The 12485-nt window shown below is 49.8% G+C and carries 8 protein-coding genes; 7 read left to right on the forward strand and 1 reads right to left on the reverse strand.

What is annotated here, in order from left to right; all coding sequences use genetic code 11:
- Positions 1–209 precede the first annotated feature (209 nt).
- From FCN51_RS24925 to FCN51_RS24955, 7 genes are all read left to right on the forward strand, one after another.
- Positions 210–1964, forward strand: coding sequence for an NAD(P)-binding protein (locus FCN51_RS24925; protein ID WP_310256532.1), 1755 nt, complete (start codon positions 210–212; stop codon positions 1962–1964).
- A gap of 1 nt (position 1965) precedes the next feature.
- Entirely contained in the window at positions 1966–5553 is a 3588-nt protein-coding gene (gene nifJ, locus FCN51_RS24930; protein WP_310256537.1) for a pyruvate:ferredoxin (flavodoxin) oxidoreductase, read from the forward strand.
- A gap of 17 nt (positions 5554–5570) precedes the next feature.
- Complete coding sequence (locus FCN51_RS24935; RefSeq protein ID WP_310256540.1) at positions 5571–6581, forward strand: dihydroorotate dehydrogenase-like protein; 1011 nt, start codon at positions 5571–5573, stop codon at positions 6579–6581.
- An 8-nt stretch (positions 6582–6589) separates the two neighbouring features.
- Complete coding sequence (locus FCN51_RS24940; protein ID WP_310256542.1) at positions 6590–7606, forward strand: bifunctional enoyl-CoA hydratase/phosphate acetyltransferase; 1017 nt, start codon at positions 6590–6592, stop codon at positions 7604–7606.
- Positions 7607–7636: 30 nt separating this feature from the next.
- Complete coding sequence (locus FCN51_RS24945) at positions 7637–8839, forward strand: acetate/propionate family kinase (protein ID WP_310256546.1); 1203 nt, start codon at positions 7637–7639, stop codon at positions 8837–8839.
- A gap of 99 nt (positions 8840–8938) precedes the next feature.
- The gene (locus FCN51_RS24950) at positions 8939–10813 is read left to right on the forward strand and encodes an AsmA family protein (RefSeq protein WP_310256549.1); all 1875 of its coding nucleotides are present in this window, start codon (positions 8939–8941) and stop codon (positions 10811–10813) included.
- A complete protein-coding gene (locus FCN51_RS24955) occupies positions 10813–11895 on the forward strand; it encodes an AI-2E family transporter (RefSeq protein ID WP_310256552.1) in 1083 nt (360 codons plus the stop codon). The genes FCN51_RS24950 and FCN51_RS24955 overlap by 1 nt, the downstream gene beginning before the upstream one ends.
- Before the next feature lie 76 nt (positions 11896–11971).
- Here the strand turns inward: FCN51_RS24955 and FCN51_RS24960 are convergent, their stop codons facing one another.
- Positions 11972–12349, reverse strand: coding sequence for a hypothetical protein (locus FCN51_RS24960; protein WP_310256554.1), 378 nt, complete (start codon positions 12347–12349; stop codon positions 11972–11974).
- Positions 12350–12485 lie beyond the last annotated feature (136 nt).

A 12485-nucleotide genomic window follows, 5' to 3' on the forward strand; every position in this document is an offset into this window, starting at 1 on the left:
GGATGATACAGAACTATTTTGGTTCTTATTTTCTTTATGAATAGGAATTATTGCCGAAAAATGATTTTTAATGAAAATTATTTGCAAGAAAGAGAATTCAAATAAGAAAATAATTTCATCAATTTAAAGTTGACGTATTATTCGATTTTTGGCTTCCTGCACACAGCGCATTGCGGTTCATGCTCGTGTTTTAGCAATCTGTTCCGTAAATGCGCGTTGCATGCGTACGGCCAGTTCAATGGCTACGGGGTCGGGGGAAAGCTTACATGACGATAAAGCTGCACGACATGACACAGGTCATGCAGGACACAACACGTAGGGGTGTTGGAAGTTCTCGATGGCAAAGACCGGTTTACAAACACTTTCTCCCCCCCTGTAACCATGCCTGTCCTGCGGGGGAAGATATTCAAGGCTGGTTGGCGCATGCACAGGCCGGAGATTATGAAAAGGCATGGCGCGCACTTACAGAAAATAACCCGATGCCAGCCGTGCATGGCAGGGCCTGCTATCATCCGTGTGAAGGTGGATGTAACCGAGGCAGTTTGGATGATGCAGTCTCCATTCATGCTGTAGAGCGCTTTTTGGGTGATTTGGCCGTGCAGAATGGCTGGAGTTTCCAGCCCGCTCCATTAACAGGCAAAAAGGTGCTGGTTATAGGCAGCGGGCCTGCGGGGCTTTCCTGCGCCTATCATCTTGCCAGATTGGGGCATCAGGTTGAAATACATGAGGCTGCTGCAGAACCTGGTGGGATGATGATGCATGGCATCCCGGCGTACAGGCTGCCGCGGCAACCTCTTAAAGATGAAATGGCCAGAATAACCTCCATGCCGAATGTTACGCTGCGGTGTGGTGTGCGGGTTGATGATGTTGCGCAGGCGCGCCAGCAAGGTGGGTTTGATGCCGTATTTGTGGCTGTAGGTGCCCAGTTGGGTAACCACCTCAATATTCCCGCAACAGATGGTAAAAAGTTGGTGGATGCTGTGAGCTTGCTGGATGAAGTAAGCAAAGGTGAAAAGCCCCAGTTAGGCCGCACCGTTGCAATTGTTGGCGGCGGCAACGTGGCAATGGATGCCGCCCGCACAGCAGAACGTTTGGGTGCCAAAGATACGGTTTTGATTTTCCGTTATGATCCTCAGCACATGGAAGCTCTGCCAAGCGAAGCTGAGGCCGCATTTGCAGAAGGGGTTAAGATTGAGTGGCTGAGCGTTGCTGACCATTTTGGCGCAGATGGAGTAACGGTTGAAAAAGTGACCATGAACCCAGATGGCACTGTAACCCCCACAGGGCAGACCACGCATTTGCCCGCAGATGCAATGGTTATGGCTGTTGGGCAGCATAGTGATCTGGCATTGCTCAAAACAGCGCCTGCTATCAACATAAATAAAAATGATACTGTTGCAGTAGATGCCTCAACCCTCATGACAGGGCAGGAAGGTATTTTTGCAGGAGGAGATTGCATAGGCGGCGCACGCACCATGACAACCGCAACAGGCCACGGCAAGCTTGCTGCGCGTGCTATCAATGCTTATTTGGCCGGGCAGCGTTATGTGCATCCCCCAGCGCATCCTCTTGTTTCATTTGATATGTTGCATCTGCCTGATTACGCGCAGGCAGAGCGAAGCAGGCAGCCAGAGCGCCCCTTAACGGAGCGGTCCGGGTTCGATGAAATATTCGCTGGTTTAGATGAAAAAACAGCTCGTTATGAAGCTGGTAGATGCCTTTCCTGCGGGAACTGTTTTGAGTGTGACAATTGTTATGCATCCTGCCCAGAACAAGCCATTACACGGCTAGGGCCGGGGAAGGGATATGCCATTGCCATGGATATGTGTACCGGCTGTGCGGTTTGTGCGGAACAGTGCCCCTGCCATGCCATTGAGATGGACCCCGAACCAGTAGAGGCCACGCCTGCCAAGGGAAGTTTGGGTGAGCCTGTTATGCCAGCACGCTTTAAGGTGCGTGCATAAAATGGAGAATGTCATGACCGAACAACTCCAGACAATGGATGGCAATACATCTGTTGCGCATATTGCTTACCGTGTGAACGAAGTATGTGCGATTTATCCCATCACGCCTTCATCCCCTATGGCGGAATTGGCCGATACGTGGTCTGACCAAGGTGTGCAGAATATCTGGGGTGAAGTGCCCGTTGTGCAGGAAATGCAGGCAGAAGGCGGGGCTGCAGGGTGTGTGCATGGGGCTTTGCAAACTGGAGCACTTACTACAACATTTACGGCCTCTCAGGGCCTTATGCTTATGCTGCCAAATATGTTCAAAATTGCAGGTGAGCTAACATCAACAGTTTTCTATGTCGCTGCGCGCGCGTTGGCAGCGGGTGCTTCCTCCATTTTTGGTGATCATCAGGATATCATGGCCACCCGCACAACAGGGTTTGCCATGTTGGGCGCGGGTTCTGTGCAGGAATCCCACGATCTGGCGTTGGTTGCACAGGCAGCCACTTTGGCTTCACGTATTCCCTTTATCCATTTTGCAGATGGTTTTCGTACATCGCACGAATACAACAGCCTTTCTGTGGTGTCGGATGATGTTATCCGCCAGATGATAGATGATCGGCTGGTGCATGCGCATCGGCAACGGGCGCTTAACCCGGAACATCCATTTATTCGTGGCACATGGCAAAACCCGGATACCTATTTCCAGACGAGAGAAGCCGTTAATCCGTTTTATGAGCGAGTACCTGCCATTGTGCAGGAAGCCATGAACAAATTTGCGTCTCTTACTGGCCGCCAATATGATCTGTTTCATTACTCAGGTGCGCCAGATGCGGAGCGCGTGGTTATTTCCATGGGCTCCGGCTCCGAAGTGGTGCGGGAAACAGCAAAGTGGTTGAACGCACAGGGTGAAAAAGTAGGCGCGTTGCAGGTGCGTCTGTTTAGACCATTCTCTGCAGAGCATTTTCTAAAAGCCTTGCCCGCAAGCGTAAAATCCATTGCAGTGTTAGATCGCACCAAAGAACCTGGTGCCCCTATGGAGCCACTGCATGCAGATGTTGTAAGCGTGTTGGCAGAAGGGGTGGGGAATGGTCAGTTCCCACATATGCCGCGCGTAATTGGTGGGCGCTATGGCCTTTCCTCGCGTGATTTCAGCCCGGCTATGGCGCGAGCTGTTTTTGATGAATTAAAGAAATCCACACCCAAAAACCATTTTACAGTGGGGATTATTGATGATGTTTCCCACACGCATCTGGAATATGATGAAACTTTCGACATAGAGCCAGAAAGCACTGTGCGCTGCCTGTTCTATGGCCTTGGTGCGGATGGCACAGTGGGAGCTAATAAGAACAGCGTTAAAATCCTGAGTGAAAAACCGGGCTGGTATGCGCAGGCTTATTTTGATTATGATTCCCACAAGTCTGGGGCCGAAACGGCATCTCATCTACGGTTTGGTAAATCCCCCATTGAGGCACCATATCTTATACGCCATGCAGATTTTGTAGCCTGCCATAAGTTCGATTTTCTGTTCCGGCGCGATATTCTGGGTGCTGCCAATAATGGGGCCACATTTCTGCTGAACAGCCCGTATGCGGCAGACAAGGTTTGGGAGCAGCTTCCGCGCAAGGTGCAGGATCAGATTGTTGATAAAAAGCTGCGATTTTTTGTTATTGATGCTTCAGACGTTGCGCTTAAGCTTGGCTTGGGGCCGCGCGTGAATACTATTTTGCAAACATGCTTCTTCCATCTCTCCAATGTTTTGCCGCCTGATGAAGCTATTTCTGAAATCAAAAAGTCTATTCAGAAAACATATGGCGCAAAGGGTGATAGCGTTGTGCAGCTTAACTTCCGTGCAGTGGATGCCGCAGTGGCGGCGTTGCATGAAGTAGCTGTGCCGGCCAAGGCAGATGGCACATTGCCTATGCCGCCGGTTGTGCCTGCATCTGCCCCGTTGTTTGTGCAGCAGGTTACGGCAGAAATTATGGCGGGTAGGGGAGAGAGTATTCCTGTAAGCCGTATTCCGGCAGACGGCACTTTCCCCGGTGGTACAACTCAGTACGAAAAACGCAATATTGCGGTAGAAGTGCCAATCTGGAACCCGGATACATGTATCCAGTGCGGGCAATGCAGTATCGTATGTCCGCATAGTGTCATCCGTGCCAAAACATACGAAGAAAAGGATCTGGAAGGTGCGCCGGAAAGCTTTAAATCAGCTCCGGTGAATGCACGTGGTTATCCAGATTCCCGCTTTACGCTCCAGTTTTATGTAGAAGATTGCACGGGTTGTGGTGTGTGTGTTGAAAACTGCCCGGCAATTAACCCGGATGGAGAAACACGCGCCATCAATATGGGAGAAAAGCTGCCTATTCTGGAACAGGAACGCGGGAATATCGCGTTTTTTGAACACCTTCCAGAAGTAGACCGCGCCGCGATCAACGAAGCCAACGTGCGCGGCGTGCAGTTTCTGGAGCCTCTGTTTGAATTCAGTGGTGCCTGCGCCGGGTGTGGTGAAACACCTTACCTGAAACTCATCTCCCAGTTGTTTGGGGATAGATTGCAGATTGCCAACGCTACAGGCTGTTCGGCCATTTATGCGGGAAATACTCCAGCACATGCATGGAAATCCAACGCCCAGGGGCGTGGAGTGGCTTGGTCGAACTCCCTGTTTGAAGATAATGCGGAATTTGGCCTAGGCTTCCGTCTGGCCGCAGATAAGCAGGAATCTCTGGCACGGCAACTGTTGCAAAAACAGGCCGATATTGTGGGACAGGATCTGGCAACGGCCATTATGAACGCTCCCCAGATGACGGAAAGTGAATTTGCGCTCCAGCGTGAACGTGTAAGCGCGCTGCGCAGCAAGTTAGCAGGTATAAATACACCAGATGCCGCCATGTTGCTTTCTGTGGCAGATTTTCTGATCCGCCGTTCCATCTGGATTGTTGGGGGCGATGGCTGGGCATACGATATTGATTACGGCGGCCTAGACCATGTGTTGGCACAAGGGCGCAATGTAAACGTGATTGTGCTGGATACAGAGGTGTATTCCAACACGGGTGGGCAATCCTCTAAAGCAACACCGCTGGGTGCCTCTGCCAAATTTGCGGCAGGTGGCAAACGTGTGCCGCGTAAAGATCTGGCTTTGCAGACCATTGCTTATGGCAACGTGTATGTGGCCCAGATTGCGCTAGGGGCTAACCCGGAGCAGGCCATTATCGCCATGCGGGAAGCAGAGGCATATGAGGGGCCATCTCTTATTCTGGCGTATTCGCAGTGTATTGCGCACGGCATAGATATGCGCACGGGCATGAAGCAGCAGGCACGAGCTGTGGCATCGGGGTATTGGCCCTTGTTCCGGTTTGATCCCACCATGCGCAAAAGTGGGCTTAATCCGTTCCGGCTTGATTCAACCCGCCCACGTATTTCATTGGAAGACTATGCGTATCGGGAACTGCGTTACAAAACGCTCACTCGTACACATCCAGAAAGTGCTGCGCACTTGTTGCATCAGGCACAGGCGGCAGCCGATGAACGCTACCGGATTTACGAAGATATGGCTGCCCGTGATGGCAGCCGCTTCCTCCCCCATTGGGAAGATGTGAACTGAGGCGATACGGGAGCATTATGGCAATGGATATGCGCACAAACTATCTTGGGCTGGAATTGGCTCACCCCGTCGTGGCTTCGGCGTCACCTTTAACGGCAGATCTGGAAGGTATTTTGCGTGTGGTAGATGCCGGTGCCTCTGCCATTGTGATGGCTTCTGTGTTTGAAGAAGATATTCAGGCGCAGGAACTGGCAGAAGCAGCTTTGTGGGAGACGGGAGAAAATTCTCACCCAGAAGCTGCGGGGTATTTCCCCGTCATGCATCATGCCTCTCCGCTGGATGGAAGGTTGGCAGTGTTGCGGAGTGCATCAGAAAGGGCGGGTGTGCCTATTATCGCCAGCCTGAATGGCTGCACACCCGCAGGCTGGCTGCGTTTTGCCAAGGATATGGAGCAGGCGGGCGCGGCTGCTATAGAACTCAACTTCTGGCATGTGCCAACCAACCCAGATGAAACAGGCGCGCAGGTTGAGGAGCGCTGCATACAGGTGCTGCGTGATGTTCGCGCACAAGTTAAGGTGCCGGTAAGCGTTAAGCTTTCTCCCTTTTTCAGCTCACCGGGCAATATGGTGAAACGGTTATCGGAAAACGGGGCAGGCGGTATTGTTCTGTTCAACAATTTTTACGAGCCCGGCTTGCGTTCTTTAACAGAGAGCGCAGAAGTGGATTTTGTTCTCAGTTCTGCTTACGAATTGCGGCTACCGCTTATGTGGGCAGCGCTGCTTTCAGAACATTGTCAGGCTGATCTGGCAATTTCTGGCGGTGTCCATTCCGGCATGGATGTTGCTAAATGCCTATTGGCTGGAGCGGATGTAGCCATGGTGGCATCAGTGCTGTTGCAGAAAGGGCCGAATTATATTTCAACCCTTCTGAATGAACTGCGTGAATGGATGTCTATGCAGAATTTGGGGGCTGTAAAGGAATTTAAGGGCCGTATGGCAGCCAGAGGTACAGCGGCCCAAGCAGAAGATTTTTTGCGCACGCAGTATAGGCATATCTTATCTGCGCATCTCACTGACATTGCCGGATAATCGTAAAGATGAATGATATAAACAATATCCTTTCTAGCAAGGCACAGATTTCACAATATACGCATGATACTGCGGAAATGCCGGGAAGTTCAGTGTCAACCAGCCATCAGGCGTTTGAACAATTGGTCTCACGCGCTGTTCAATTGCCGGGGCAGGTGCCTGTGGGTATTGTCTGGCCGTGTGAACAACATGCCCTTGAAGGTGCAATGGATGCTGCACAACGGAACATTATTGAGCCTGTTTTGATAGGCGATAAGGGCACAATTACATCTGTGGCGCAGGCAAGTGGCATTGCATTGGATAAAGCTGTTTTTATTGATGCCGCAACGCCAGCAGAATCTGCCCAGAAAGCAACGGCCTTGGTAAGGGAAGGGCGCATAAAAGCGTTAATGAAAGGCAGCCTGCATACAGATATTTTTATGCATGCCATTGTTGAGGCTGATAGTGGTTTACGCACCAACAGGCGTATTAGCCATGTTTTTGTATTGGCTGTACCCGGTTATGAGAGTTTGGTATTTGTAACTGATGCAGCTATCAATATTTTCCCAGACTTGGATGTCAAACGCGATATTGTTCAAAACGCGATAGACCTACATAACGGGTTGGGTTTGGGTGTCCCGCGTGTTGCTATTCTTTCTGCTGTAGAAACGGTTAATTCCAAAATGCCGGGAACGGTTGATGCCGCATGTTTGTGCAAGATGGCTGAACGTGGGCAGATACAAGGGGGTGTTCTGGATGGCCCTTTGGCTATGGATAATGCCGTAAGTGTTGAAGCGGCAAAAATAAAGAACATCGTTTCCCCCGTGGCGGGGCGTGCGCAAATTCTGGTAGCTCCAGATCTGGAAGCCGGCAATATGCTGGCAAAGAATATGATTTTCATGTCTGGCGCAGATTCCGCAGGCATTGTTCTGGGGGCATCTGTTCCCGTATTACTTACCAGTCGAGCAAACAGTGTGCAGGCGCGTCTGGCTTCTATAGCTATTGGGGCGCTTTATGCTCATCATCTTGCCGGTGGGCAGGGCTGAAAAACAGCCGCATAACAAGGAAGAGTATCCGTGCAGGATGTAGTAGTTGTTTTTAATAGCGGATCTTCAAGCCTGAAGCTGACGATTTACGCTTTCTCGGGCAAGGTCGATCCGCAGGTTCTGCTGCATGGAGAAATTGAGGAGTTCCCAGATCACTCTCAGTTTACGGCCAAAGATGCGGAAGGAAAGATTCTCGCGCAGGAAAAATGGCCGGAAACGGGGCTGCATATTTACAGTCATCTTTTCCAGTGGTTTGAGCAGTATTCCGGCCAAGGGCGTGTACTTGCTGTAGGGCACCGGATTGTGCATGGTGGGGCAGAATTTCTGCAGCCGGTTAAAATTACGCTGGAGACGCTCAAGCAACTGGACAAACTTACACCGTTTGATCCGTTGCATCAGGCGGCTACGTTGGCTCCTGCAAAAGCTATTTTTGAAAAGCGACCTGATATTTTGCAGATCGCCTGTTTTGATACCACTTTTCATCAAACTATCCCGGAAATGGCGCGGTTACTGCCTCTTCCACGCCGTTATGCAGATCATGGCATACGCCGTTACGGGTTTCATGGTATTTCATACAGTTATATTGCAGGCCGCTTGGCAGAGGTTGATCCTGCACTAGCGCAAGGGCGTACTATTATTGCGCATCTGGGAAGCGGCGCCAGCTTGTGTGCACTGCAGCATGGTAAAAGCGTGGAAACAACCATGGGGTTTTCCGCCCTTGATGGGCTGATGATGGGCACACGCTGCGGCGCAATAGATCCGGGTGCTCTGCTTTACATGGTGCAGTCTGAAAAAGCAGATTGGAAAACGCTGGTCACCACGCTCTATCATCAATCGGGATTGTTAGGTGTTTCGGGTGTAGCGTCCGATATGCGTATTTTGCGCGCAACATTGGCGCAAAGTCAGGATGCCGTGCAGCGTAAGAATATTTCAGAAGCGCTTGGGATGTTTGTTTACAGGATTGTGCAGGAAATTGGTGCATTAACCGCCGTTATGGGTGGTTTGGACGGGATTGTGTTTACTGCAGGTATTGGGGAGCATGATCAAAATCTGCGTGCAGATGTCTGTCAGGCTCTAGCATGGATGGGTGTGCAGATTGATGAAATCGCTAATGCAGCCCATGCGCCGATTATCAGCAAAGTAGGTAGTAAAATAAAAATCCGTGTCATACCTACAAATGAAGAACTGCAAATCTATCGTAGTGTTCTTCCTTTTCTTGATTCAGGAAAATAAAATTAAATATATTCCTGAGTCGAGAAAATAATTTTCGTAGAAGTTTCGATAATATTTCTGCATTCTATTTCCTGATAAAGGATTGGGAAAGGTATTTGTATGCCCCGTTGGGTATGGTTGGCCGGAAGTGTTCTGGCTGTTTCCGCTGTGGCCGCTGGCGTGCTGGTTGCTGGCCTTCCACACTATAATCTGGCGCATATTGCCTCAGATAAACTCAGTGCATCACTCGGTCGCAAAACCCAGATTGAGGCATTGCATGTGCGTTTGGGAAGGTGGGTTACGGTAGATATGGATAATCTGCATCTGGCCAACATTCCCCAAGGCAGCCGTGCAGATATGATCACCTTGAAGCATCTGCACGCTCAAATCCTGCTCAGTTCCTTGTTTAATGGGCAGATGCAGGCGCGAGACGTAAAAATTGACGGATTTTCAGGCCTGTTCGAGCGTACGCCTGAACGTGAACCGAACTGGCGCTTTGGCAAAAAGGCATCTTCTGCGCCATCCAAGCCAACAGAGACTAGCGGCAAAATATGGTTTCCGGGGCTGCGTGATGCAGCCATTACAGATAGTGAGGTTATCTATCGCTCAGCGCATGGGCATAGCTATGTAACGGGCCTTAAGGCAGTTGCTCTGCATTCAGTAAGCGATAGCACACCATTACTGATGGACGTGAACGGTGCGTATAATGGCACGCCCGTAACATTGCAGGCCAACATGCAGCCAATAGATGTTTTGCGCCAAGCGGGTAAGCCTTACGGAACAGATATTCATGCGGCCTCAGGTGATTTATCGCTTCACCTGAATGGCACCATGACAGACCTTTTTGATTTTGATGGTATTGATGCAAAGCTAGATTTACAAACAGCAACATCTCGCCCAATCATGGCTTTTGCAGGTGAGGCTGATAGCAAGATTACACAACCAGTTACGCTATCGGGGCACTTCACGCATAAAGGGGATATGTGGCATCTTGATCATACAACCGGTTCGCTCAAGGAAAGCCCGATCCGCAGTGCAGATGTAACGTTTACAGAAGGTGCTACAGGGCAGCCTGATAAAGTTGCAGGCTCCATGGCGTTTTCTCGCTTAAACCTGAATGCTCTTTTGGGCAGCTCTTCCGAAAAAACAAAAACATCCACGAACAGTATTGACGTGCCGCTACAGGTGCCTTTGAAGCCTGATCCGCTTATCAATGTGACACTTGCTGCAGATACGGTGCTGTATAATGCGCTTGTTTTTAATCAGGCCCAGATCAGTTTAAGCCAAATGCCTGGCCGAATTGATGTGAGTTCCATGAAGATGAATTGGCTTGGGGCCAGTATTCAGGCTTCGGGGCATTTATTGGCTGGTCAGAAAGGCACGCGTGTGCAGGCTACAGTGAATGTAGATAACGGAGATATTGACCAGTTCCGTAAGCAAGCAGGGTTTTCTCCTTTTCCGGTAGGAGGAAAGCTGAATATTCGCGTACTGACGCATGCAGATAATATCCAGACTTTGAATGAAGCCTCGCGCCTAGCCAATGTCACGGCTGCCGTGGGCATGAATACAGGCACCATTTCCCGCGAAGTGATGGATATTGCCACAACAGATGTTGGGGCACTCTTTCGCCAGAGTAAAGGTAAGGCGAGTGTATCGTGCTTGTTGGGAGCGTTGGAAATGCACCAAGGCAAAGGTGTTGTGCAGCCATTACGCATAAAATCGGATGCAGGAAGTATTGTGGGAAAAGCTGAGTTTGACTTGAACAAAAAAGCATTTGAACTGGTTTTTGCCAGCAATGGCGCCAAAGGTATGTTGGCTATGGAAATTCCCGTTATGGTAAGCGGCTCCTTTAGCAGCCCACATGTAGGGTTGGCTAAATGGTCTGGCCGTGGGCGAGAGCTTTTGAAAGAAGCAGATATGGCGGCACTTTTACCTCCTGAATTAAAAAGCTTTACGGCGGGCTCGGCTTGTAGCCGTGGGATGAGCGTAAAATAATGATACCAGAGACATCTGCTTCTGAACAAAAGCCGGAATTGACGACAGGAACCAGACCTGTGCTGGTGGCTCTGTTTGCCTGCACCCTTGTGCTGGGCGCAGTGTGGATTTTAGAGCCTTTTATTCCCGCTCTTATTTGGGCTGGCACTATTGCCGTAACCATGTGGCCATTGCTCCTGCGGTTGCAGGCGTGGTTACATGGCAGCCGAAAAATGGCTATTTCCTGCACACTTTTGGTCGCTCTGGCCTTGTTTGTGCTGCCATTCTGGATGGCCGTTTCTACGGTGGTAAAGCATGCTGATGCATTTGGCCGCATTATCCCTTACATCAAATCTTTAAAGTTACCTGATCTGCCGGAAAAACTGCTTCATCTGCCTCTGGTAGGCGAGTATTTGGGCAAATGGTGGCAGCATCTGCAAAACATGAAGCCAATGGATATTGTGCAGCAGGCTGTGCCACAACCAGATCAGATCATGCATTATCTGATGTCTTATGCAGGCAGTATTGGTATGCTTGCAGTACAGTTTTTGCTAACTTTAATTATACTTGCAGCGTTTCTGGCAAAGGCTGAATATCTCATCACTACCTCAGAAAAATTGGTAGGCACGTTATCAGGCAAGCGCGGGCAGGAAATGCTGGAATTGGCTGTGCGTACTATTCGGGGGGTAGCGCTAGGGGTTACCCTTACCGCTATTGTTGAAAGCCTGGTGGGCGGTGGCGGTATGTATCTTACAGGTGTGCCGTGGGCCAGTATTCTTACAGCCGTTACTTTTATGGCATGTTTGTTGCAAGCCGGACCAGGAATTACACTTTTCCCGGCTGTGATCTGGGTTTACTTTGATAAAGGAATGGTGTCAGCAATTGTTCTACTTGCCATAACTTTTTTAACCATTTTTCTAGATAACATGTTGCGGCCTTATCTGATCCGCAAACAGGCAGATGTGCCATTGGTCCTTATTATGATGGGGGTTATTGGTGGGTTGGCTGCCTTGGGTTTGGCCGGTATTTTTGTTGGACCGATGATCCTTTCCATTACCTATACATTGATTAAGCAATGGATGGAAAGTAATCAGGAAGCCTGATTTTACACTGATATAACAAAATAATACCCCCCTCAATATCTTGTATTTATATCAAGATATTGAGGGTATTCTGTAATTACTTATTGGGCTTGGTGGTGAACACACAGGCAGCCAGAATAATCATGACAACCTGCAAGATACCGCTCTGCACCGCATCTTTTTTATCCTGATGCTGAACAGCCTTGCGGCTGCGCACACCGGCAATTCCGTGGCTGGCAATAAGGCTAAGGCCTAACCAAGGGCGATATGTTTTGCCCCATCCGTCTTTACGCAGGAGGCAGAAGCCGAGAATACCAACCAGACCTGCAGAACCCATTGTGGCTAAATGAACAGATTTTTCTTGGCCATCCAGTTCCTTGTGTTTGCTGCATGCGGCCATAGCTGTCCACGCTGCACTCAGGCCTATGGCGGTAGCTTTTAGTGTAGGGAATATACATTTTTTAATGAGGCTCATGGGTAATGCGTCCTTCGGTATAATCTTGATTCCGTTAAGATTTGGGACTTTGATACGGCCTTTGCAAGCTTATCAAAGATACCCTGCCATGGCCTGAGAACAGGGCAGGCCAAAAGCACCCAGAAGATTGTAGGGT

It is taken from the genome of Acetobacter pasteurianus, assembly GCF_009914215.2.
Lineage (GTDB): Bacteria > Pseudomonadota > Alphaproteobacteria > Acetobacterales > Acetobacteraceae > Acetobacter > Acetobacter pasteurianus.

Excerpts from the sequence above, each read along its gene's own strand:
- FCN51_RS24925 (WP_310256532.1), top strand. The coding sequence starts at position 210 with ATGCGCGTTGCATGCGTACGGCCAGTTCAATGGCTACGGGGTCGGGGG.
- nifJ (WP_310256537.1), top strand. The coding sequence starts at position 1,966 with ATGGAGAATGTCATGACCGAACAACTCCAGACAATGGATGGCAATACA.
- FCN51_RS24935 (WP_310256540.1), top strand. The coding sequence starts at position 5,571 with ATGGCAATGGATATGCGCACAAACTATCTTGGGCTGGAATTGGCTCAC.
- FCN51_RS24940 (WP_310256542.1), top strand. The coding sequence starts at position 6,590 with ATGAATGATATAAACAATATCCTTTCTAGCAAGGCACAGATTTCACAA.
- FCN51_RS24950 (WP_310256549.1), top strand. The coding sequence starts at position 8,939 with ATGCCCCGTTGGGTATGGTTGGCCGGAAGTGTTCTGGCTGTTTCCGCT.
- FCN51_RS24955 (WP_310256552.1), top strand. The coding sequence starts at position 10,813 with ATGATACCAGAGACATCTGCTTCTGAACAAAAGCCGGAATTGACGACA.
- FCN51_RS24960 (WP_310256554.1), bottom strand. The coding sequence starts at position 12,349 with ATGAGCCTCATTAAAAAATGTATATTCCCTACACTAAAAGCTACCGCC.